General features: G+C 73.8%; 21 protein-coding genes. 11 read left to right on the top strand and 10 right to left on the bottom strand.

The window, feature by feature from the left end; translation table 11 throughout:
• Window positions 1-208: 208 nt before the first annotated feature.
• The gene (locus KGD84_RS04765) at window positions 209-1,426 is read right to left on the bottom strand and encodes an NADP-dependent isocitrate dehydrogenase (RefSeq protein ID WP_220564886.1); all 1,218 of its coding nucleotides are present in this window, start codon (window positions 1,424-1,426) and stop codon (window positions 209-211) included.
• A 181-nt stretch (window positions 1,427-1,607) separates the two neighbouring features.
• Window positions 1,608-1,946: a DUF3017 domain-containing protein gene (locus KGD84_RS04760; protein ID WP_255647175.1), complete on the bottom strand. Its 339-nt coding sequence runs from the start codon at window positions 1,944-1,946 to the stop codon at window positions 1,608-1,610.
• A gap of 465 nt (window positions 1,947-2,411) precedes the next feature.
• Here KGD84_RS04760 and KGD84_RS04755 point away from each other — a divergent pair, with 465 nt between their 5' ends.
• Window positions 2,412-3,020: an FHA domain-containing protein gene (locus KGD84_RS04755; protein ID WP_220564885.1), complete on the top strand. Its 609-nt coding sequence runs from the start codon at window positions 2,412-2,414 to the stop codon at window positions 3,018-3,020.
• Window positions 3,021-3,228: 208 nt separating this feature from the next.
• Here KGD84_RS04755 and KGD84_RS04750 read toward each other — a convergent pair whose 3' ends face one another.
• From KGD84_RS04750 to purN, 3 genes are read right to left on the bottom strand one after another with little or no spacing between them, the layout of a single operon-like run.
• On the bottom strand, window positions 3,229-4,086 hold the full coding sequence (locus tag KGD84_RS04750) for a bifunctional methylenetetrahydrofolate dehydrogenase/methenyltetrahydrofolate cyclohydrolase (protein ID WP_220564884.1): 858 nt from the start codon (window positions 4,084-4,086) through the stop codon (window positions 3,229-3,231).
• A gap of 11 nt (window positions 4,087-4,097) precedes the next feature.
• The gene (gene purH / locus KGD84_RS04745; protein ID WP_220564883.1) at window positions 4,098-5,663 is read right to left on the bottom strand and encodes a bifunctional phosphoribosylaminoimidazolecarboxamide formyltransferase/IMP cyclohydrolase; all 1,566 of its coding nucleotides are present in this window, start codon (window positions 5,661-5,663) and stop codon (window positions 4,098-4,100) included.
• Window positions 5,660-6,304, bottom strand: coding sequence for a phosphoribosylglycinamide formyltransferase (gene purN / locus KGD84_RS04740; RefSeq protein ID WP_220564882.1), 645 nt, complete (start codon window positions 6,302-6,304; stop codon window positions 5,660-5,662). The genes purH and purN overlap by 4 nt, the downstream gene beginning before the upstream one ends.
• A gap of 331 nt (window positions 6,305-6,635) precedes the next feature.
• Between purN and KGD84_RS04735 the strand changes: the two genes are divergently transcribed.
• The 9 genes from KGD84_RS04735 (at window position 6,636) to KGD84_RS04695 (ending at window position 16,512) form a co-directional block, all read left to right on the top strand.
• On the top strand, window positions 6,636-7,028 hold the full coding sequence (locus KGD84_RS04735) for a DUF4190 domain-containing protein (protein WP_220564881.1): 393 nt from the start codon (window positions 6,636-6,638) through the stop codon (window positions 7,026-7,028).
• 201 nt (window positions 7,029-7,229) lie between these two features.
• The gene (locus tag KGD84_RS04730) at window positions 7,230-8,963 is read left to right on the top strand and encodes a chain length determinant family protein (protein ID WP_220564880.1); all 1,734 of its coding nucleotides are present in this window, start codon (window positions 7,230-7,232) and stop codon (window positions 8,961-8,963) included.
• Window positions 8,963-10,369 (top strand): ligase, encoded by a 1,407-nt coding sequence (locus tag KGD84_RS04725; protein ID WP_255647048.1) that lies wholly within the window; start codon window positions 8,963-8,965, stop codon window positions 10,367-10,369. The genes KGD84_RS04730 and KGD84_RS04725 overlap by 1 nt, the downstream gene beginning before the upstream one ends.
• Entirely contained in the window at window positions 10,359-11,576 is a 1,218-nt protein-coding gene (locus tag KGD84_RS04720; protein WP_220564879.1) for an aminoglycoside phosphotransferase, read from the top strand. The genes KGD84_RS04725 and KGD84_RS04720 overlap by 11 nt, the downstream gene beginning before the upstream one ends.
• Before the next feature lie 77 nt (window positions 11,577-11,653).
• Window positions 11,654-12,523, top strand: coding sequence for a sulfotransferase domain-containing protein (locus KGD84_RS04715; RefSeq protein ID WP_220564878.1), 870 nt, complete (start codon window positions 11,654-11,656; stop codon window positions 12,521-12,523).
• On the top strand, window positions 12,520-14,010 hold the full coding sequence (locus tag KGD84_RS04710; RefSeq protein ID WP_255647174.1) for a lipopolysaccharide biosynthesis protein: 1,491 nt from the start codon (window positions 12,520-12,522) through the stop codon (window positions 14,008-14,010). The genes KGD84_RS04715 and KGD84_RS04710 overlap by 4 nt, the downstream gene beginning before the upstream one ends.
• A 35-nt stretch (window positions 14,011-14,045) precedes the next feature.
• Window positions 14,046-14,504 carry a glycosyltransferase family 28 protein gene (locus KGD84_RS04705; protein WP_220564877.1) on the top strand — a complete coding sequence of 153 codons (459 nt, stop codon included), beginning with the start codon at window positions 14,046-14,048 and terminating at the stop codon, window positions 14,502-14,504.
• Complete coding sequence (locus KGD84_RS04700) at window positions 14,501-16,006, top strand: glycosyltransferase (protein ID WP_220564876.1); 1,506 nt, start codon at window positions 14,501-14,503, stop codon at window positions 16,004-16,006. Before KGD84_RS04705 ends, KGD84_RS04700 begins: the two co-directional genes overlap by 4 nt.
• 209 nt (window positions 16,007-16,215) lie before the next feature.
• Entirely contained in the window at window positions 16,216-16,512 is a 297-nt protein-coding gene (locus KGD84_RS04695) for a hypothetical protein (RefSeq protein WP_220564875.1), read from the top strand.
• Between the two features lie 103 nt (window positions 16,513-16,615).
• Here KGD84_RS04695 and KGD84_RS04690 read toward each other — a convergent pair whose 3' ends face one another.
• Window positions 16,616-17,185 carry a DUF308 domain-containing protein gene (locus KGD84_RS04690; protein ID WP_220564874.1) on the bottom strand — a complete coding sequence of 190 codons (570 nt, stop codon included), beginning with the start codon at window positions 17,183-17,185 and terminating at the stop codon, window positions 16,616-16,618.
• 195 nt (window positions 17,186-17,380) lie between these two features.
• Between KGD84_RS04690 and KGD84_RS04685 the strand changes: the two genes are divergently transcribed.
• Entirely contained in the window at window positions 17,381-18,010 is a 630-nt protein-coding gene (locus KGD84_RS04685; RefSeq protein ID WP_220564873.1) for a TetR/AcrR family transcriptional regulator, read from the top strand.
• 78 nt (window positions 18,011-18,088) lie between these two features.
• On the opposite strand, the gene KGD84_RS04680 is transcribed toward KGD84_RS04685, so the two are convergent.
• From KGD84_RS04680 to KGD84_RS04665, 4 genes are all read right to left on the bottom strand, one after another.
• The gene (locus tag KGD84_RS04680) at window positions 18,089-18,685 is read right to left on the bottom strand and encodes a 3'-5' exonuclease (RefSeq protein ID WP_220564872.1); all 597 of its coding nucleotides are present in this window, start codon (window positions 18,683-18,685) and stop codon (window positions 18,089-18,091) included.
• A gap of 49 nt (window positions 18,686-18,734) precedes the next feature.
• Window positions 18,735-19,847: a glycoside hydrolase family 26 protein gene (locus KGD84_RS04675; RefSeq protein ID WP_255647047.1), complete on the bottom strand. Its 1,113-nt coding sequence runs from the start codon at window positions 19,845-19,847 to the stop codon at window positions 18,735-18,737.
• 119 nt (window positions 19,848-19,966) lie between these two features.
• Window positions 19,967-20,854 carry a sulfotransferase family protein gene (locus KGD84_RS04670; RefSeq protein WP_220565535.1) on the bottom strand — a complete coding sequence of 296 codons (888 nt, stop codon included), beginning with the start codon at window positions 20,852-20,854 and terminating at the stop codon, window positions 19,967-19,969.
• A 208-nt stretch (window positions 20,855-21,062) separates the two neighbouring features.
• Window positions 21,063-22,223 (bottom strand): S8 family peptidase, encoded by a 1,161-nt coding sequence (locus KGD84_RS04665; protein WP_220564871.1) that lies wholly within the window; start codon window positions 22,221-22,223, stop codon window positions 21,063-21,065.
• Window positions 22,224-22,589: the final 366 nt, after the last annotated feature.

Raw genomic sequence — 22,589 nt, 5'->3', positions numbered from 1 at the left:
TCCCACCCCGGCGGCGCCGATGTCCGCAGAATCGGGGAAACACGCCGGGGAATTTCATCGAGAGTGCCGAAGTCGTCACACAAAGCGTCCGGCCGCCCCCTCGCGGGGACGGCCGGACGTGGCGGAGATCACCGGGGGCGTCGGCTCAAGACGTCCCGGTGCGGGCGCCCGGGCCCGGGGCAGGGGGCCGGAGCGGGCGCCGCACTCCTCAGGCCAGGCGCTTGGACAGGTTCTCGTCCAGGGCGGCGAGGAACTGCTCGGTGGTCAGCCACTCCTGCTCGGCTCCGACCAGGATCGCGAGGTCCTTGGTCATCTGGCCGCCCTCGACGGTCTTGATGACGACGTCCTCGAGGGTGGTGGCGAACTCCAGCAGCTTGGGGGTGTTGTCCAGCTTGGCCCGGTGCTCCAGACCGCGGGTCCACGCGAAGATGGAGGCGATCGGGTTGGTGGAGGTGGGCTTGCCCTGCTGGTGCTGCCGGTAGTGGCGGGTGACGGTGCCGTGCGCCGCCTCGGCCTCGACGGTCCGGCCGTCGGCGGTGCGCAGCACGGAGGTCATCAGGCCCAGGGAGCCGAAGCCCTGCGCGACGGTGTCGGACTGGACGTCGCCGTCGTAGTTCTTGCAGGCCCAGACGTAGCCGCCCTCCCACTTGAGCGCGGAGGCGACCATGTCGTCGATGAGGCGGTGCTCGTAGGTGAGGCCGGCCTTGTCGAACTGCTCCTTGAACTCGGTCTCGTAGATCTCCTGGAACACGTCCTTGAACATGCCGTCGTAGGCCTTGAGGATCGTGTTCTTGGTGGACATGTAGACCGGGTAGTTCCGGTCCAGGCCGTAGTTGAGGCTGGCCCGCGCGAAGTCCTCGATGGACTTGCGGAAGTTGTACATGCCCATGGCCACGCCGCCGGCCTCGGGGAAGTTGGCGACCTCGAACTCGACCGGCTCGCTGCCGTCGGCCGGGGTGTAGGTCATGGTGACGGTGCCGGGGCCGGGGACCTTGAAGTCGGTGGCCTTGTACTGGTCGCCGTGGGCGTGGCGGCCGATGATGATCGGCTTGGTCCAGCCCGGGACCAGGCGCGGCACGTTCTCGCAGATGATCGGCTCGCGGAAAACGACGCCGCCGAGGATGTTGCGGATGGTGCCGTTGGGCGACCGCCACATCTTCTTCAGGCCGAACTCCTCCACCCGGGCCTCGTCCGGGGTGATGGTGGCGCACTTGACGCCGACGCCGTGCTCCTTGATGGCGTTGGCGGCGTCGACGGTGATCTGGTCATCGGTGCGGTCGCGCTCCTCGATGCCCAGGTCGTAGTACTTCAGGTCGATGTCGAGGTACGGGAGGATCAGGCGGTCCTTGATGAAGGACCAGATGATCCGGGTCATCTCGTCGCCATCGAGCTCGACTACGGGGTTCTCGACCTTGATCTTGGCCATGGCTGTGTGGCTGTCCCTTCAATCTTCGCCACCACCTCGTGCGGCGGTGGACGGCGCCCGGCTCGTGGCCGGACACCGGCTTCCGCGCGCGGCGATCCCCTGATCCCGCCCGGTCCGTGCTCTCCGGGGAGGGGGTGGCTCGTCGGTGTCGCGGTATCTCGATATCAAGCTTATTAGACGCCTACGATGACAGTTGCGGCGCCACCCACGCGAGCACGATGAGCAGCACCGCCATGGTGGCCAACGTGACGAGATCGACCCAGCGGCGGCGTACGGCGAGCATGCCGATCCACTCGGCGGGCAGGAAGGCCCGGAAGGCGGCGGCCAGCAGCAGGGCGCCCGCGATGACCGCCGGCCCCCGTTTGAAGTAGGCGGCCGCCACGATCACGACGCCCGCGGCCAGCGCGGACAGCACGAGGACGTAGGGCACCTGGACGAGCCAGGTCGGGGCCGTGCGCTCCTCCGGTGCGGGCGTCCCCTCGTCCGTGTCCGACAACTCCGCCAGCTCCACCCTGTTCACCGCGCTCCGCATCGCCTGGTCCACGATCTCCCACCCGGAACTGGCACAGACCGGCCACGCGACGACGCGCGGGTGTCCGAAACGGAGCACTCCGACGGAACGGCTCATGTTCCAGGTGGCTCCGGTCACCGACCGTGCTTTCGGACCGGGAGAGTCAGGGCCATTGTAATGATCCGCGTCGCCACCGCCTCAGGGCTCACGGAAACGGTCCGGTACCCGTCGGGGAGCCGCAGAGTCCGTTTCCCGCTTCCGGTTCGGCCACATGGCCGTATTTCCGCGCCTTATCCGCCTAACTCCGGAGTAAGCGCGTAGAACGCTCGGCACCCGGGTAACCAACCTGGAGACGAGTGCACCGGTGAGCGAGGTCCCACCCCCATGAAGCCCACCCCACGAACCACGGCCCCTCGGCCCCACCGTCGTCCGCACACCCACCGGCAGCGTTATCAGAGCCCGGGAGGAGCCACCGTGGACGGGCCCTATCTCCGGGTCGAAGAGTCCGGGGAGATCTGTGAACTCGCGGGCGAGGTCACCACGGTCGGCCGCGGCGAGGGCGCCGACATCCGCCTCGACGACCCCAGCGTCTCCCTCCTGCACGCCGAGCTGGTCCGCCGCGGCCCCTACGTGTACGTGGTGGACATGGGCCTGTCCCGCAACGGCACCCGGGTGAACGGCCGGCCCATCGCCCGCCGCGTCCTGGAGGAGGGCGACGTGGTGAGTTTCGGCACCGCCCGCTGCCGGGTCGGCGGCCTGCCCCAGGAGCAGATCAGCCCGGACGTGGAGCTGCGCCGCAGCACCTCCCCCGAGCTCACCCGCCGGGAGCTGGACGTGCTGACGGCGCTGTGCCAGCCCGCGCTCTCGGAGGAGGCGTTCGTCGCCCCGGCGACCGCCCGCGACATCGCCGAGGTGCTGGTGGTGACGGAGGCGGCGGTCAAGCAGCACCTGTTGCGGCTGTACCAGAAGTTCCGCATCCCCGAGGGCCAGAACCGGCGCACCCGGCTGGCCAACGAGGTGGTCGCCCTGGGCCTGGTGCGCCCGCTCCCGACCGGCCACCGCCCCCAGCGCGCCGCCGGCTAGGTGCACCGACCATGCAGGTCGGTGACACCTCCCCCGTCTGAGACGAACCGGGAGGGCCTCCGGTATCGGTGTGGATCGCGACGTCCCACCGGCCACCGGGAGGCCCTCCCGCTTCCCGCGTTCCCGACCTCTCAGATCGGTACGGCCGGGGCACGGCATGGGGCGGCGACCCGGCCGGGTCGCCGCCCCATGTGTCCGGCTCGCGCGGCTACAGCGCCGCGGCCTGGCGCTCGGCGGCCTCGACCACGTTGACCAGCAGCATCGCGCGGGTCATCGGGCCCACGCCGCCGGGGTTGGGCGAGATGTGCCCGGCCACCTCGGCCACGTCCGGGACCACGTCGCCGACCAGGCCGTTCTCGGTGCGCGAGACACCGACGTCCAGCACGGCCGCGCCGGGGCGCACCATGTCCTTGGTGATGAGCCCGGGCACCCCGGCGCCGGCGACGATGATGTCGGCGCGGCGGGTGTGCTCGGCGAGGTCGCGGGTGCCGGTGTGGCACAAGGTGACGGTCGCGTTCTCCGACCGGCGGGTCAGCAGCAGCCCCAGCGGGCGGCCCACGGTGACCCCGCGGCCGACCACGACCACCTCGGCGCCCTTGAGCGGGACGTCGTAGCGGTTGAGCAGCTCGACGATGCCGCGCGGGGTGCAGGGCAGCGGCGCCTCCTGCATCAGCACCAGCCTGCCCAGGTTGGAGGGCTGGAGCCCGTCGGCGTCCTTGGCCGGGTCGATCAGGCCCAGCACCCGGTTCTCGTCCAGGCCGCGCGGCAGCGGCAGCTGCACGATGTAGCCGGTGCAGGCCGGGTCCTCGTTGAGTTCGCGGACGGCCTGCTCCACCTCCTCCTGGGTGGCGCTCTCGGGCAGGTCGCGGCGGATGCTCGCGATGCCCACCTGCGCGCAGTCGCGGTGCTTGCCGCGCACGTAGGAGTGGCTGCCCGGGTCGTCGCCGACCAGGACGGTGCCCAGGCCCGGGGTGATGCCCCGGGCGTGCAGGCGCGCCACCCGCTCGGTGAGGTCCTCGCGGATGGACTTGGCGACGGCCTTGCCGTCCAGAACGATCGCGCTCATGCCTGGGTCTCCTAGTGGAAGAAGTGCCGGGTGCCGGTCAGGTACATGGTGACCCCGGCCGCCTTGGCCGCCGCGACGACCTCCTCGTCGCGGACCGAGCCGCCGGGCTGCACGACCGCGCGCACCCCGGCCCCGGTGAGGATCTCCAGGCCGTCGGGGAAGGGGAAGAACGCGTCGCTGGCCGCGACCGACCCCGCCACCCGGTCCCCGGCCCGGGACACCGCCAGGCGCGCGGAGTCGACCCGGTTGACCTGGCCCATGCCGACGCCGACGGTGGCGCCGTCGGTGGCGAGCAGGATGGCGTTGGACTTGACCGCGCGCACCGCGCGCCAGGCGAAGACCAGGTCGGCCAGGGTCGCCTCGTCGGCGGGGTCGCCGGTGGCCAGGGTCCAGTTCGCCGGGTCGTCCCCCGGGGCGTCGATGCGGTCGACCGACTGGGCGAGCAGGCCGCCGCTGATCTGCCGGGTCTCCACCGCGGGGCCGGCGGCCGCCCCGACCTTGAGCAGGCGGATGTTCTTCTTGCGGGTGAGGATGTCCAGGGCGGCGGGCTCGAACCCGGGGGCGGCCACGACCTCGGTGAAGATCTCCGAGATCTGGGCGGCCAGCTCCTCGCCGACCGGGCGGTTGGTGGCGATGACGCCGCCGAACGCCGACACCGGGTCGGCGGCGTGCGCCTTGCGGTGGGCCTCGGCGTTGTCGGCGCCCACGGCGATGCCGCACGGGTTGGCGTGCTTGATGATGGCGACGCAGGGGTCGTCGAAGTCGTGGGCGGCGCGCACGGCGGCGTCGGTGTCCACGTAGTTGTTGAAGGACATGGCCTTGCCGTGCAGCTGCTCGGCGCCGGCCAGGCCGTGCGCGGGCACGCCCGCCGGGACGTACAGGGCGGCGTCCTGGTGCGGGTTCTCGCCGTAGCGCAGGACGGCCTTGCGGGTGTGGACGGCGGCCCGGAAGTCCGGCCAGGAGGTCTGGGCGGCCTCGGCGTCGGGGGCGTAGGTGTCGGAGAACCACCCGGCGACGGCCGCGTCGTAGGCGGCGGTGTGCTGGAACGCGAGCCCGGCCAGGCGCTTGCGCTGCTCCAGGGTGAACCCGCCGCCGCGTGCCGCCTCCAGGACGGAGCCGTAGGACGCGGGGTCGACGACGACCGCGACGCTGGAGTGGTTCTTGGCGGAGGCGCGCACCATCGCGGGGCCGCCGATGTCGATCTGCTCGACGCACTCCGCCTCGGAGGCGCCCGAGGCGACGGTCTCGCGGAACGGGTACAGGTTGACCACGACCAGGTCGAAGGGGGCGATGCCCAGCTCCTGGATCTGGGACACGTGGTCGGGGTTGTTCTGGTCGGCGAGGAGCCCGGCGTGCACGGACGGATGGAGGGTCTTGACGCGGCCGCCCATGATCTCGGGGAAGCCGGTGACGTCCTCGACCCGGGTGACCGGGACGCCCGCGTCGCGCAGCCGCGCCGCGGTGGAGCCGGTGGAGACGATCTCCACCCCGGCCGCGGCCAGGCCCGCGCCCAGCCCCTCCAGGCCGGTCTTGTCGTACACGCTGATCAACGCACGCCGGATGGCCTGCTGGGTCACCGGTCCTCCTTCGGTTCGGTCGCCTCCGCGACGCTCTGCTCGGTGCGGTCGGCCCGGCCGAACCGCACCTTCCTGCCGTCGATGGTCCAGCCCTCGCGGGACAGGCGGCCGACCGTGTCGACCAGCATGCGCCGCTCCACGGCCTTGATGCGCTCGTGGAGGCTGGACTCGTCATCGTCGTCCTCGACGGGGACCGCCACCTGGTCGATGATCGGCCCGGAGTCGACGCCCTCGTCGAGGAAGTGGATGGTGGTGCCGGTGACTCGGACACCGTGGGCGAGCGCGTCACGCACCGCGTGAGCGCCGGGGAAGGAGGGGAGGAGCGCCGGGTGGATGTTCACGGCGGTGTAGCGGCCGACGACCTCGGGCCCGAGGATGCGCATGAATCCGGCGGAGACGACCAGGTCGGGGGCGTGCTCCCCGATGCGTTCGGCGAGGTCGGCGTTCCAGCGGGCGCGGTCGGTGTAGTCGCGGAAGGGGACGGTGAACACGGGCACGCCGGCCTCGCGGGCCAGTGCGATGCCCCGGGTCCCCTCGCGGTCGGCCCCGACGGCGACGATCCCGGCCCCGTAGGCCGGGTCCTTCGCCGCGTCCAGGAGGGCGGCCATGTTGCTGCCCGTGCCCGATATGAGTACCACCACTCGCGCGGACAATGCTTCTCCCATGTACTAGAGAACGGTGCGGGAGTCCTCTCCCGTACTCCGGGGGCACCGGGGGACGGCGCAGCATCCGGAAAACGCGTACACCCGGTACAGATCCCGGGCCTGGGCCGTGCGAGGGCCCGTCCGCAGGACCACCCTATCGGGCCGGGTAGCGTCGGACCCACGAGAGGTGACCTTGGGGGCGGCGTGTGACGCGGACCTCCGACCGGCCCCGACCGGTCCGGAAGTCGTCGGCGGCCGGTAGCCTCCGCTTCAAGGCGCAGTGTGACGCGGGCCCCCGCCGGGGGTGCCGCTCGAATGGAGTGGAACCTTGACCGACAATCGCCCGGAGCCGCGTTCCGAGGACGACCGCCCCCGCGTCGAGCGCGGCGGGCTGTGGGGCCTGTTCTTCGGGGTGGCCGGGTTGTTCCTGCCGCCCTACGGCGGGGTGCTGTCCGCGTTCGGCCTGGTCCAGGGCATCCAGGCGCGGCGGGCCGCCCGGCGCAACAGCTCCGAGGCCCCGATGGCGCTGGCGAGCGTGGCGGTGGGCGTGGCGGGGATCGTGGTGTCCGTCGCGATGATCGCGGTCTCGGTGGTCTTCAACGAGCAGCTGATCCAGTACCGGGACTGCTCGGCGCGGGCGCACACGGTGTCCACCCAGAAGGCGTGCGAGGAGGAGTGGATCTCCGGCACCGAGCTGCCCTCGTGGGTGACCGGCGCCTGAGCGCGGCATAGCGGTACGGCGGTACCGAACGTCCCGGAGGGGGCGGCGGGCTGGGGCCCGCCGCCCCCTCCGGCGTTCTTTCCGGTCGCTTTTCCCTGGGGAAACGGACCTTTCCCCAACCTGCGCGCACGACCCAAGGGATTACACTTAGTATCCAATCGTTCACTAAAAGTGCTGTCAGGTAGACACGGAAAGGTCTCGATGGACACCGTCGTCCCCGGATCCCCCGGACCGGAACTGAAGGAGTACACCGCCCTGCTCCGCCGCCGCTGGCGGATGGTGGCCGCCGGGGTGGCGGGCGGTGCGGCCCTGGCTCTGGCCGGCGTGCTCGCGGTCCCCGCCTCCTACACCTCCACGGCCGCCGTCCAGGTGCTGCCGACCGGGATGGCGGAGTTCACCGGGGAGAAGTCCGGCCGCCTGGCGGGCGATGTGAACCTCGACACGGAGGCGCAGGTCCTGCGCTCGGAGGAGGTGTCCGCCGCGGCCGCCGCGCTGGTCGCCGAGGCCACCGGCTCCCCCGCCACCGCCGACGGCCTGCGCGAGAACGTCGACGTCACCGTCCCCCCCAACAGCAACGTGCTGGAGATCCACTACACCGCGGGCTCCCCCGAGGCCGCCCGCGCCGGTGCCGCCGCCTACTCCGAGGCCTACCTCGACCGGCGGGCGGAGCGGGTGGACGGCCTCATCGGCGCCCACCTGGAGGCGCTGGGCGGCGAGCGCGAACGCCTGGAGGAGGAGCTGGGCCGGGTGATCGGGGCGTCGGGGGCCGCCGACCCCCGCGCCGAGGCGGTGCGCCAGGACATCACCTCCGTGAGCGGCAGCGTCGCCCCGCTGGCCGCGCTGCGCGAGACCGTCGAGCCCGGGCGGACCATCATCCCGGCGGACCTGCCCGAGCGCGCCTCCTCCCCCAACCCGCCGCTGTGGCTGGCCGCGGGCACCGCCCTGGGCCTGCTGGCCGGGCTGGGCGCCGCCGTGCTCCGCGACCGCACCGACCGCCGCCTGCACGACGTCGAGGAGACCGAGCGCCTGGGCGGCCTGCCGGTCCTGCTCGACCTGTCCGCGTGCCGCCCCGAGCGGGGCGGGCGCACCCCCGGGCTGCTGGGCGAGGACCGCGCCGGGGGCCAGCGGGTCCAGTCGCTGGTCCACCTGATCCGCGCCCGCTCCGCCGGGGACGCCGGCCGGACCCCGGCCGCGGGCGGGGAGGGCCCGCGCGCGGGCCGTGTGCTCGTGGTCGCCGCCACCACGCCCGGCCGGGCCGGCACCGCCGCGGCCGTGAACGTCGCGGCGGCCCTGGCCCGGACGGGTTCGGAGACGCTGCTGGTGTGCGCCGACCCGCGGTCGGACACCGTGGGCGAGCTGCTCGGCCTGCCCGAGGGCCCCGGTCTGGCCGAGGCGCTGGTGGACGGCGAGGACCCGGCCGGGCTGGAGGTGCGCCCCGAGGCCGCGCCGCGGCTGCGGGTGCTGCGGCACGGGCGGCCGGGGGCGGCCGCGCCGGTGCAGGACACCGCGATGGCGGACCTGCTGGGGCTGCTGCGGGAGCAGGCCGAGCACGTGGTGGTCGCGGTCCCGCCGCCGAGCGAGCGCGCCGACGTCCACGCCGTGGCCGGGGCCGCCGACCTCCTGCTGCCCGTCGTCGAGCTGGACCGCACCCCGCGCGCCGAGCTGGCCGAGCTGACGGCCGCCGCCGAACGCTTCTCCGTGGACGCCCCGGGCGTGATCGTGCTGCCCCGCCAGCCGCTGCCGGGCCCGCCGCCCGAGGCGGCCCCCGCGGCCGGGGCCCCGGCCGCCGGCCGGGACGGCACCGAACGGTCCGCGTCCGGGATCGTCCGGGTGAGCGAGACCCCCGCGGCCCCCGACCCCGAGGCTCCGGAGGAGGAGTCCGAGGACGAGGAGACCGTGGTCGTGCCCGCCGACTCCGCCGGGGCCCGGCGCTGATGGCCCGCGTCCACCCCGCGGCCGAACCCCGCACGGTCGTGCCCGCCACCCTCGCCCGGGGGCCGCGGGCCGTGACCGGGCGCCCGCTGCTGTGGCTGCTGGCCGGGTACCCGCTGTGGTGGGCGCTGGGCCTGGGCCAGTTCGCCTACTGGGTGTTCGCCGTCCCGATGGCCCTGGAACTGGTGCGCCGCCACCGGACCGTCGGCCTGCGCGTCCCCCCGGCGTTCTGGCTGTGGGCGCTGTTCCTGGTGTGGTCGGTGCTGGGCCTGGCCCTGGTGCCGCTGGACATGCCGGGCGCGGTCCCGGGCAGCGGCGGCTACGGCGGGGCCGTGCTGCGGGTGGCCAACTACGCGGTGCTGACGGTGCTGCTGCTGTACGTCGGCAACCTCACCGAGCGCGAGCTGCCCACCCGCGCGGTGGTGGCGGCGCTCGGCGCCCTGGGCCTGACCACGATCGCGGGCGGGTACCTGGGGATGCTGGCGCCCCGGTTCGAGTTCACCGCCCCGCTGGAGCTCCTGCTGCCCGGCGGGCTGGCCTCCGACCCCTTCATGCGGACCCTGATCCATCCGGCGTCCGCCCAGGTCATGGACATCTTCGGCTACGACTCGGCGCGCCCCAAGGCGCCGTGGGAGTACACCAACGTGTGGGGGTACATGATCTCCCTGCTGCTGGTGTGGTCCGCGGTGCTCCTGATCGACCGCCGGAGCACACCGCTGTGGGCGCGCTGGACGCTGCCCGCGGCCGTGGTGCTCTCGGTGGTGCCGATCGTGTACTCGCTCAACCGGGCGCTGTGGGCGGGGCTGGCGCTGTCGCTGCTCTACGCCGGGTTCGTCGCGCTGCGCCGGGGCCGGGTGCTGCCGGTGGCGGCCTGCGCGCTGGTGGCGGTGCTGGCCCTGGGGGTGCTGGCGCTGTCGCCCCTGGCCGACGTGGTGCGGGCGCGGGCCGACGCCCCGCACAGCGACGACGGCCGTGCCGCGACGAACGCGGCCTCGGTGGCCGCGGCCGACCTGTCCCCCGTGCTGGGCTGGGGCACCACCCGGGAGACCCTGGGCAGCTCCGACTCCATCGCGATCGGCCCCTCGCACGACTGCCCCGGCTGCGGGCAGCACGTGATCGGCAACGCGGGCCAGCTGTGGATGACGCTGATCGCGAGCGGCTGGGTGGGCACGGCCCTGTTCCTCGGCTTCTTCGCAGCGGTGGCCTGGCGGTACCGGTCCGCGGTGACGGTCGCGGGCCAGGCCGCCCTGCTCACCGTGCTGCTGCTGTTCTGGTACATGTTCTTCTACGTCGCGCTCATGTCTCCGCTGGCCGTGACCATGGTGGCCGTCGCCCTGCTGTGGCGGGACGAGGAGCCCCTGCTCCGCCGCGGGACCGCGCGCACGGGCGGGGGTCCCGATGAACGGTGAGACGACCTATCTGACCGACCTCGCGGCCGTGCTGTGGCCGTGCGGCGGGCTGCTCGGCCACGGCGACGGCACCGCGCGCGGCCGGGGCCGCGGCAACCAGTACCTGCCGGTGCCCAACGCCTACGACCCGCGGGTGATCCTGCCCGCGCACAACCGGTCGGCGGCCACCCGGGGCATCGCGTCCTTCTCGCAGGGGCACTCCCTGCGGGAGCGGCTGCGCCGGCTGGTGCTGACCGGCGCGTTCGCCACCGGGGTCGCCCCGCTGCTGCTGCGCGACCGCCTGTACGTGGGCGCCGGGCCGGGCATCGAGCACGCGCTGGCCGCCGCGCTGGACCGCGAGCTGACCATCGCCATCCACGTGGGGCCGCCGCGGGCCAACCGCAAGCCCGTGCTGCTGCTGCTCACCCCGGGAGGGCGGACCATCGGCTACGCGAAGGTCGCCGTCAACGACCTGACCGGACGGCTGGTGGTCGCCGAGGCGCGGGCGCTGCGCCTGCTCGCCGACTCCCGGCTGCGCGACGTCACCGTGCCCCGCCTGATGTACCAGGGCGAGTGGAACGGCCGCCCGCTGCTGGTGCAGGAGGCCCTGCCGGTCGGCGACCAGACCGACCGGCCCACCCGCCGCCAGCTCCTGCGCTGCGTCACCCAGATCACCTCGCTGGTGGAGGTGCGGCGGCGGCGCCTGTCGGAGAGCGCCTACCGGCGCTCCCTGGAGGAGCGGATCGCCGCCCTGGGCGCCCGCCCGGAGGCCGGGCCGCTGATGTCGGCGCTGTACGGCCTGCCCGACGTGGTGCTGCCCTTCGGGGCCTGGCACGGCGACCTGACCCGGTGGAACATCGCCGGGACCGCGCGGCGGTCGTTCGTGTGGGACTGGGAACGGCTGTCGCTGGACGCGCCCGCCGGGTTCGACGCCCTGCACTACGACCTGAACGAGTGCGTGCAGGCCGGGGTGTACCCCGGCGTGCACCGGTGGCTGGAGAGCGGGGCCCGGCTGCTGCGCGACCCCCTGATGACCGAGCTCGGACTGGCCCCGCACACCGTCTCCACGGTGATGTCCCTGTACCTGATCGACCTGGCCACCCGCTACCTGCACGACCGCCAGGACGAGACGGGCGTCCACCTGGCCGCGGTGGACGACTGGCTGCTGCCCGCCCTGGAAGGGCTCCAGGAGCGGGCGGCGCACGAGGCCGCCCGAGCGGGGGGCTGAGGCGGCCGCCGCTCCGGCCGCCCGCCGCCCCGCGCTTGTCCCTAACCCGACCGATCCCGGAAACGACGAGGTACGTGATGCCACGGCGCACCGCACCCCTGACCAGACGACTGGCCGCTCCGGTCCGGCGGGCGGTCCTACCGCTCGCCGACGCCTGGGGGGCGGTCACCGCGCCCGCCCGGGCCCTGCCCGACTTCCTCGTCTGCGGAGCGCAGCGCAGCGGGACGACGTCGCTGTACAAGTCCCTGTGCCAGAACCCGGCGGCCACCGGCCCGGTGCTGCGCAAGGGGGTGCACTACTTCGACACCGGCTACCACCGCGGGGCGTCCTGGTACCGGGCGCACTTCCCGCTGCGGGTGTCCCTGCGGGGGCGGCCGCCGGTGCGGGCGTTCGAGTCCAGCCCCTACTACCTGTTCCACCCGCTGGCGGCCGAGAGGATCGCCCGCGACCTGCCGTGGGTCCGGGTGGTGGTGATCCTGCGCGACCCGGTGGAGCGGGCCTACTCGGCGCACGCCCACGAGACGGCGCGCGGGTACGAGACCGAGCCGTTCGCGCGGGCGGTGGAGCTGGAGGAGTCCCGCCTGGCCGGCGAGGAGGAGAAGCTGGCCGCCGACCCGGCGTACGTCTCCCACTCCCACCAGCACCACGGGTACATCGCCCGCGGCCGCTACGCGGACCAGCTGGAGCGGATGGAGAAGCACCTGGGCCGGGACCGGATGTACGTGGCGGACTACGCCGACCTGTTCGACGGGACCACCCGCGAGCTGCGGCTGATCGAGGACTTCCTGGGGCTGCCGCCGGGACCGGACCGGGTGCCGGGCCGGCACAACGCGCGCGAGCGGACGGGGATGCCCGCGGGGCTGCGCGCGGAGCTGGCGGCCCGGTTCGCCGAGAGCGACCGGCGGCTGGCCCGGTGGTGGGGGCGGACCCCGTCGTGGTGCGCATGACCGAGCTGGCCGAGCGGAGCGACCCGGGGCTGCGCCGCGTCCTGCGCGGCGGCCTGGTGAACATGGCGGGCGCGGTGGTGGGGGCCGGGCTGAACCTGGCCCTGATCGTGGCGGTCACGCGGGCGTTCACCCAGGAGGCCGCGGGGCTGCTGTTCTCCGCGACGTCGGTGTTCCTCATCGCGGCGGCGGTGGCCAACGTCGGGGCGCCCGACGGACTGGTGTACTTCATCGCCCGGCTCCGGGTGCTGGGCCGCCCGGGGGCGGTGCCGCGGCTGGTGCGGCTGGCGACGGTCCCGGCCGTGCTGGCGGCGTGCGCGGCGGCGGTGCTGATGGCGGCGTTCGCCGGGCCGATGGCGGACGCCCTGGGGACCGACGACGCGGCGGTGTACCTGCGGCTGCTGGCGGTGTTCCTGCCGTTCGCGGTGCTGCTGGACACGGCGCTGGCGGCGACCCGGGCGCACCACACGATGACGGCGACGGCGGTGCTCGACAAGGTGGGCCGGCCGCTGGCGCAGCTGGGCCTGGTGGCGGCCATCGCCCTGTCGGGGTCGGCGGGGGTCCTGGCGCTGGCGTGGGCGGGTCCGTACCTGCCGGCGGCGGTGCTGGCGTGGTTCTGGCTGGGCCGGATCCTGCGGCGGGGGGCGCCGGACGGGTCCGGCGCGGAGGGCGCGCGGGCGCCCGACCCGGTGTCGCCGGCCGAGTTCTGGTCGTTCTCGCTGCCGCGGGCGGTGGCGGGCGTGGCCCAGATGGGGGTGCAGCGCGGGGGCGTGGTGCTGACGGCGCTGCTGGGCGGCCTGACGGGGGCCGCGGTGTTCACCGCGGCCACCCGGGTGATGGTGGTCGGGCAGTTCGGTGCGCAGACGGTGCTGTCCGCCGCGCAGCCGCGGTTCGCCGAACAGCTGGCCACCGGGGACCACGACGGGGTGCGCGCGCTGTACGCGGCGGGGAGCTCGTGGCTGATGTGCCTGACGTGGCCGCTGTACCTGACGGCGCTGGTGTTCGCCCCCGAGGTGATGGGCGTGTTCGGCGAGGGGTACGCGGCGGGGGCGACGGCCCTGGCCGTGGTCTGCGTCGGGCAGCTGGCGGCGTCGCTGCTGGGGATGGGCGACCTCATCCTCACGATGGCGGGCCGCACGGGGGTGAACCTGTTCAACAACCTGCTGGCGCTGGCGGTGAGCGTGGCGGGCTGCCTGCTGCTGGTGCCGGCGGCGGGGGCGACGGGGGGCGCGCTGGCGCTGGTGGCGGCGGTGCTGGTGCGCAAGGGGCTGCCGCTGTGGCAGCTGCGGGGGCACGTGGTGCTGCGGCCGCTGGGGCGGCCCGTACTGGTGGCGGCGGGAGGGTGCCTGCTGTGGTTCGGGGGGCTGCCCCTGGCGGCGGAGCACCTGTTCGGCGGGGTCGCCGCGCCGGCGGCGGCCGTGGCCGCGGGTGTGCTCGGACACCTGGCGACCGTGTGGGCGTGCCGCGGGCTCCTCGGGCTGCGAAACTGACCGACCAATACTCTCGGTTATGGGATGATGACTCCATGTCTTCGCGACCGGTTCTCCTGGTGGCCTCCAACGGAGGGCACCTCGCCCAGCTGTGCGCGCTCCGCCCCTGGTGGGAGGGGCGCGAGCGGGCCTGGGTGACCTTCCGGACCCCGGACGCCGAGTCCGCGCTGGCGGGTGAACGCGTTCACTGGGCGTATCACCCGACCACCCGCAACGCGGGCAACCTGCTGCGCAACACGGGGCTCGCGTCCCGCGTCCTGCGCACCGAGCGGCCGGCCGTGGTGGTGTCGACGGGGGCGGGGGTGGCCCTGCCGTTCTTCGCCCTGGGGCGGCTGTGCCGCGTCCCGACCGTCTACATCGAGGTCTACGACCGGATCGACACCCCGACGCTCACCGCCCGGCTGTGCCGTCCCTTCACGCGGCTGTCCCTCGCCCAGTGGGAGGAGCAGCGCGCCTTCATGCCGACCGCCATCACGGTAGGACCGCTCCTGTGACCGAACAGACCACCCGACCCGCGCCCCGGCCCGACGGCAGCGACCACCCGGACATCGTGGTGAGCATCGGGACCGACCACCACGCGTTCGACCGGCTCGTGCGCTGGATCGACGACTACGCCCGGACCCACCGGGACCTGCGGATCCTGGTGCAGCACGGGCACAGCGCGCAGCCGCTGGCGGCGTCGGGGACGCCGTTCCTGCCGGGGGACGACCTAGGGGAGCTGATGCGCGCCGCGCGGGTGGTGGTCACCCACGGGGGGCCGGGGACGATCGTGCAGGCGCGCCGGGCGGGGCACCTGCCGGTGGTGGTGCCGCGCGACCCGGAGCTGGGCGAGCACGTGGACGACCACCAGCTGCTGTTCGTGTCCCGGCTGGAGGAGGCCGGCCGCGTGCGCGCCTGCTCCAGCCCCCAGCAGCTCTACGCCCTGCTGGACAAGGCGCTGTCCTCCCCGGACGACTTCCGCGTCGGCCCCCAGGACGACGAGGGCGCGGTCCGCTCCGCACTGCGCGCGGGGGCCCTCATCGACCTGGTCGCCCCCGGGGCCCGGACTCCGGACCCGCGGCCCCGTCCGGAGTCCGAGGAGGTCACGGACTGGCCCGAGGTCACCGTCGTCGTCCCCACCCGCGACCGGCCCGAGCTCCTGCGCCGCACCCTGCGGGCGATCTCCGAGCAGGACTACCCCGGCACCATCACCACGATCGTGGTCTACGACAACGACCAACCCGACCCCTCCCTGGCCCGCGCCGAGGGGACCCGGCCGGTCCGGGTGGTGACCAACACCCTGACCCCGGGCCTGGCGGGGGCGCGGAACACCGGCGTCCTCGCGGCGCACACGGACCTGGTGGCGTTCTGCGACGACGACGACACCTGGCTGCCGGGCAAGCTGCGCGCCCAGGTCCGGGTCATGCTCCAAGAGCCGGGGACGGACCTGGTGTGCTGCGGCATCACCGTGGTCTACGACAGGGTCGAGGCGGTGCGGACGCTGGACCGCACCAGTGTCACCTTCGGCGACCTGCTGGGGTCGCGGCTGACCGAGCTGCACCCGTCGACGTTCCTCATCCGCCGCCGGGCGATGATCGACGGCTGCGGGACCGTGAGCGAGGAAATCCCCGGCAGCTACGCCGAGGACTACGAGCTGCTGCTGCGCCTGGCCCGCCGCGGGCCCATCCGCAACATCCCCGAGACCGGCGTGCGCGTCCTGTGGCACCGCCGCTCGCACTTCTCCGGCCGCTGGCAGACCATCGCCACCGCGCTGCGCTGGCTGCTGGAGCGCTACCCGGAGTTCCGCCTGGTCCCCCGCGGCCACGCCCGCGTCGCCGGGCAGATCGCCTTCGCCGAGGCCGCCGCCGGACACCGCCGCGCCGCCCTGCGCTGGATCGGCACGACCCTGCGCGCCCGCCCCGCGGAGGCCCGGGCCCTCCTGGCGTTCCTGGTGGTGCTGGGCGTCCCGCCGGGCTGGATCATGCGCGCCCTGCACCTGCGCGGCAAGGGTCTGTGACCCGCCGCCGCCCCGGGTCCGGCCGGGCCCGGGGCGGCGGCCCCCTCCCGCCCGCGCCGGGAGGGCTGCGAAGCCGAGCCGATGGAGCACACCCCTGAACCCCGGATCGGGGACGCGTTCGGACGCCCGCCGGGATCGGCGCGTTCGACTCCCTCCTGCTGCTGGGGAACAACCTGGGTCTCCTCCAGAGCGAAGAGGCCGCCCCGCGGGTGCTGGAACAGCTGGCGGCCCTGGCCCGGCCCGGAGCCCTGCTGATCGGCACCGGCATGGACCCGGCCACCTCCGACCCCGAGCACACCGCCTACCACGATCACAACCGGGCGCGGGGGCGGCTGCCCGGCCAGATCCGCATGCGGGTCCGGAGCGGCACCCTGGCCACCGGCTGGTTCGACTACCTGCTGGTCGGCCCCGACGGACTCGAACGGCTCGTCCACCGGTCCCCGTGGCGGCTGGAGTCCGTCCGGGAACAGGGCCGGAACTACTCGGCGGCGCTGCGCCTCCGGTGAGACCGCGCTGTTCCCGTACCCGCTTCGGCGGCTCCGCGTCCGGTCCGCACGGCGGCGGTCGTCCCCGCGCGGTCCCGGCCCCGGCCGGGTCCCGCCGCGCCCGTCATGACGCCTTCCTCCGCAGCAGGACTCCCAGCCGGACGGCGGAGACCAGGAAGAAGACCCCGCCGACGGCCGCGTAGCCGCCGACCCCGGCGATGTCGCCGGAGCCCCGCAGTCCCTGGGCCAGGAAGGCGGCCCCGGCCAGGACCGAGATCCCGCCGCTGAGGATCTGCGGCACCCGGCCACCGGCACCTCGTCGGCGGACGGCGGCGACGAGCTGGGGGATGCCGGAGCCCACGGCCCACACGCCCCAGACGGCGAGGACTGCGGCGGTGGAGACCGTCGACGCCCAGCCCAGGGCGACGGCCACGGCGGCGCTGACCACCACGTTGGTCCACTCCGCCGCCCGGGGCGCGCCGGGGTCCCGGTCCCCGGTGCGCAGCTGCCACAGGACCGCGCCCGCGTCGAAGAGCGGGTAGACGACGAGGAGGGCGGTCAGCAGCGGCCCCGCGCTCCCCGAGGCCGGGAACAGGACCGCCGCCCAGGCGACGGCGAAGGCGAAGCGGACGAGGTACAGGCGGCGCAGCGCGGCGTCGAACCGCGACGGCGCGGCCGTGTCGGACACGGTCATGGTGTCTCTCCTTCGTAGAGGGTGCGGGGGTCGGGTGCGGCCGGCGGGCCCGCGCGCGCGACGCCGGTGACGGCCTCCGCGCATCGGGCCTCCCCGGGCGCCATAAGTAGAGTAACTAGTTCGTCTACATTGGCGACCCTAAACTGTCCGCAGTGCTGGTGCAACCAGTGGGACACGTCGAGACAGGAGCAGGACATGCACGCCGAGGCCGCCGGACCGGTGAAGCGCGCCCGGTCGGGGTCCGCCACGAGAGCGCGCATCCTCGCCGCCGCGAACGAGCTGTTCTACGCGCACGGCATCCGCGCCACGAGTGCCGACCGCATCATCGAGCAGGTGGGCATCACGAAGGTGACCTTCTACCGCCACTTCCGCGCCAAGGGCGACCTCGTGGTCGCCTACCTGGAGGAACAGGCGGCCGCGGAGCGCGCGTGGCTCCGGGAGGTGCGCCGCGGGGGCGACCCGCTGGGATCGCTGCGCGCGCTGGCCGCCGGCATCGGGGACGCGAGCTGCCGCCCCGGGTTCCGCGGGTGCGCGTTCATCAACGCGGCGGCGGAGTTCTCCGACCCGGACGACCCGGTCCGGGCCGCCGTCGACGCGCACCGCGGATGGATGCTCGGGGAGTTCGCCGCCATCGCCGCCGAGGCGCGCGCGGCCGACGTCGACGCCACCGCGAGGCAGCTGATGCTCCTGCGGGACGGGGCGATGGTGAACGGCTACCTCGGCGACCCGGAGGCCGTCGCGGACTCCCTCGGCTCCGCGTTCGCCTCGGTCGTCACGGCCGCGGCGGGCGGGGACGGGGCCGGGGGAACCCCGCCGGACCGGTGACGCGGGCGCCGCCGGCCCGCGCCGCGGCGGCGGGCGGGGCACCGCGCGGAGGGCTTCTTCGGCCGGGGTGCGGGCCGGTCAGGCCGTGGGCACCGGGTCCCCGGCGTCCGCGGCCTCGGCGCCCGGCCAGACCCCGCGGTCCACCAGGTGCGCGACCAGGGCCGCGATGTTCCACGCGTCGTCCTCGCCCCGGTGGTGGCGCCCCTCCAGCGGCAGCCCGGCGGCGTCCAGTGCCCGCGCCATGCCCGGCGGCCTCTTGCGCATCCCGTAGGCCTCGCCGAAGACCCTCTTGGCGTTGACGTGGCGGCCGCCGAAGGGGTAGCCGACCCCGGTCATCGCGCACTGGCGCTCGAACTGCCTGCGGTCGTAGTCGCCCCAGCTCGCCCACGGGCGCTCGGCCGACCGGTGCTCGGCGACCAGCCAACGGCAGGCCTCGGCGAAGTCCACCGCGCCCTCCACCATCTCCGGGGTGATCCCCGTCAGCTCGGTGCAGAACGGGCTCACCTCGGACCGCCCGGGCCGGACCAGCAGCCCGTGCCGGGACACCCGCTCCCCCGTGGCGGCGTCGACGACGCTCAGCCCGATCTCGATGATCTCGTTGGCCGAGCCCGGCGGCGGCGACCCCCTCCAGCAGGTGGCCTCGACGTCCACGATGTTCCACAGTTCCGTACCCATGGAGCGGATTCGACCACGGCGGGACGGAACGTGTCACCGGGTTTTCGGGTCAGTCCCGGTGCGCGTACTCCACCAGCCGCCGCACCCGGTCCGGCATGTTCACGTACGGGTCCCGGCCCGCCATCTCGAACCCCTGCTGCGCGTACCGGTTGACCCCCAGCCGGAAGTCGCACCCCTCCGACACCTTGCTGTCCCAGACCTTCACGGCCCGGATCCGCTCGTACTCGGGCAGCACGCGCGGCACGTCCGCGTACCACTCCAGGGTCTCCCGCGCCCCGATGAACGTCGTCCCCATCTCGCCGATCATCACCGGCTTGGCCGGGTCGATCCCGTGCTTCGGGCCCTCGTTCTGGATCCACTCGTACGCCGGCCGCAGCGCGTCCTCGAACGAGTCCACGTGGTCCCACCCCGGCATGAGGTCGCAGCCGGTCATGTTGTACGCCTCCCAGCTGATCCAGTCGACGTACTCGTTGCCCGGCCACAGCCCCGGCAGCCGGTCGAGGTTGTCCCGCCAGCCGGTCACGTTCCACACCCAGATGGCGTTGTCGGCCCCCTCCTCCTCGTAGAGGTCGACGATGTGCCGCCACGCCCGGGTGAACTCCTGCGGCGTCCCGCGCTTGTTGTAGCGCTTGTTGGCGTCCGCCTCGTGGTCGAAGGTGAGGAAGTAGGGCGCCTCCAGCGCGGCCACCGCGCGCGCCTGGTCGCGCAGCACCCCGTCGAACTCCCCGGCCAGGATGGACCGGTAGGACACGTCGGGGTGCCCGGGCCGCGTGAACCTGCGCGCCTCGATGTTGGTGTGCACGAACCGCCCCTCGGCCACCAGGCGCCGCTCCCGCTCGCCGGGGACCTGGGCCTGGTCGATGCCGCGCCAGGTGTACACGATGTCCATCCGGCGCCCGGCGGCCTCCTCCAGCTGGGCGACGTCGCCCTCGTGGGGGCTGCCGCCCCACCACACCCCGCAGCTGGGTTCGAGGATCTCCGAGACGGTGCAGCGGTACTCGGCCCCGGAGGGCAGTCCCAGCATGGGCGCGGTGAACGAGCGCCGGGGCGCCTCCGCCTGCCCGGTCTGCCCGGTCGGCCCGCCCCCGTCCGCTCCGGTGAGAGTGAGGGTGAGCAGCACGGCCCCCATCGACGCCATCACCCGTACCGGTCCGCTGTCCACAACGCCCGCCCCCCGAAGTCTGCACAGAAAGTGTTCTTATGAACACAATATGTTACTACAGGCGGACGCAACACCCCCAGCAGGCAAAACGGACGGAGATCAGCGGCCCCGGCCCGGGATCAGTACCCGTACCGCCGCCGCCCCGGTACCGTCATCGCCGTCACCAGCCTCCGCCGCCACGGCGGCAGGGCCTCACGCCACCCCTGGTCGGAGCGCACCCCCACCGGCCCGGCGGCGAAGCGCATCGGGTTGCCCGACAGGGCGTGCCCCCGCGACAGCGACACTCCGTCCTCCAGGTCCGGGCACTCCCCCCGGTACCCGGCGAACTCGGCGATGCGCGCGAACTCCTCGTTCGGCGCGGCCGTGAAGTCCTCGTAGCGCACCCGCAGCGTGGGGATGCCGCGCCGGGCCAGGGCGTCGAAGCAGGCGTTCTGCGCCATCCACTGCACCGCGGAGCGCCCCGCGGAGTAGCGGGCCATCTCCGGTTCGCTGCTGTCGGGCGAGGCGTCCGGCCGGGGCACCCGCTTGCTCCAGGAGTGCGCCACCGCCCGGGGGTCGCGCACCACGTGCAGCAGCCGCATCCGGGCCCCGTACCGCCAGCGCAGACAGGCGGCCAGGGAGGCGTGCTTGCTGGCGTCGACGATCACCGACGAGCCGCCGACCAGGGCGATCGCGGTGTAGAGCCGGTGGTACAGCTCGGTGTAGCGGACGCTGCGCTCAGCCAGCGGCCCCTCGTCCGAGCCGTTGAGCAGGACGGGCAGGAAACGGGTCCGGTCCACGCGGTCCTTGAGGCCCAGCACGCGCCGCACGTCCAGCCGCTGCCAGCCACCGAACGCCTCCCTGCCCACGTCCTCCCAGAACCCGCAGTCGGCGAACGGCAGCCCGCACCCGCAGAGCTCGTTCTCCACCACCCCGCGCCGCCACAGGTGCACCGTCTCGCCGACCGAGCAGAACCCGGGCAGCTCGCCCAGCAGCCGCTCGATCAGGGTCGATCCGGAACGGCCCATGCCGCCGACGAAAACCAACCGGTATGCCTCTTCCACCCGTCCAGGCTATTACTTTCCGTTACCACTCGCTCCCGTTGCGGGATATTCCCCCGTCCGGGCATGCGACGGCCCCGGGCCGGGGGTTCGCGTCCCGGGCCGGGGCCGTCATCATTCGTCCTGCGTCAGGGTCGGGGTGTGGACGGGCGGGGTCTCCACATCCCGGACCGGGTCACAGGCCCTGGACGTTGAGCAGGATGTTCACGGTGCCCGAGGGGACGCCGCTCAGCTTGTCCTGCCCGCCGTTGGCGACCAGCCAGTCCTGGATGGTGGCCTGGTCGGCGTCGCCGTTGGCGCTCTTGTACAGCGCGGCCGCGCCGGCCACGTGCGGGCTGGCCATCGAGGTGCCGGAGAGGGCCTCGACGCCGCCGCCCGGAACGGTCGACTCGATCGCGACGCCCGGGGCGTACAGGTCCACCGGGGAGCCGTGGTTGGAGAAGTAGGCCGCGGCGTCGTTGCGGTCGGAGGCGCCGACGGTGGTGACGCCCTCGGCGCGGGCCGGGGAGACGTTGTTCGCGTCCTGGCCCTCGTTGCCCGCGGCGACCGCCACGAACACGCCGGAGTCGGCCAGGGCGTTGACGGCGTCGTCCACGGCCTGGGAGGCGGGGCCGCCCAGGGACAGGTTGGCGACGGAGTTGTCGGGGGCGTTGGCGGCCACCCAGTCGATACCGGCGATGACGTCGTCGTAGCTGCCCGAGCCGCTGTCGCTCAGCACCTTGACGCCGAACAGGTCGGCGGCCGGGGCCACACCGTAGGTCGCGGAGCCGATGGTGCCCGCGACGTGGGTGCCGTGGCCGTTGCCGTCGAACCCGTCGCCGCCGTAGGCGTCGAAGGCGGAGGAGGCCCGGCCCTCGAAGTCGGGGTGGTCCGGGTCGATGCCGGTGTCGATGATGTAGGCGGAGACGCCGGAGCCGTCGGCCGTGGTGGTGTAGGAGTCGTCCAGGGGGAGGTCCTCCTGGTCGATGCGGTCCAGGCCCCAGGTGGCGGTCGTGTGGGCGACGCCGACCTGCTCGACGTAGGCCACGCCGTCCTGGGCCCGCAGCTCCTGCACCTCGGCGGTGGTCAGGGTCGCGGAGTACCCCTGGAAGACCTCCTCGTAGGTGTGGTTGACGTCGTTCGCCGCGATCCCGAGCGCGCTCGGGGTGACCGACGCGGTGCCCATGGTCTCCTCCAGGACCACGAACCACTCGCCCGAGACGGCGTCGGTGCTCGTGTAGAGGGGGGCCAGCTCGTCGGCGCCGGCGGCGACGGCGCCGGACAGGGCCAGGGGGACGGAGAGGGCGCCGGCGGCGACGAAGCCGATCACGGCCCGGCGGGGGTGGTGCTTATGCACTCTTTTTCTCCTAGGTGGGGGTATGGGGATGTAAGAGCCACAGCGCGTGATAACCGACTGTGATCAGTCGATTGCTCCTTTGCTGCGATGTGCAACCCTAATCACCGACTGTCCTTTACGCCAGGGTTCAGCGGATTTTTTTCGCCGTTCGTCTCGCCGGGAAGCCCGATCCGGCACCGCGCGTCGCACCGCACCCGTCTGCGCCCACTCCGGAGCGCGATGCCGCTTAACGCTTGTGTAGTGGGGCTTCGTCCTTTCCCGGAGAGGAAAGGGGGACGGCGTACCGATGGCGCCGGAACACGGTTTTACGTTGAGAAATATGGAGGAAATAAGCGAATGATGAAGCCATTGATTCATGAAACGGGT

The sequence above is a fragment of the Nocardiopsis changdeensis genome, from assembly GCF_018316655.1.
In the GTDB taxonomy this organism is placed as follows: Bacteria; Actinomycetota; Actinomycetes; order Streptosporangiales; family Streptosporangiaceae; genus Nocardiopsis; species Nocardiopsis changdeensis.
The sequence above is the reverse complement of the archived record's forward strand: the minus strand, read 5'-3'. Positions and strand labels throughout refer to the sequence as shown.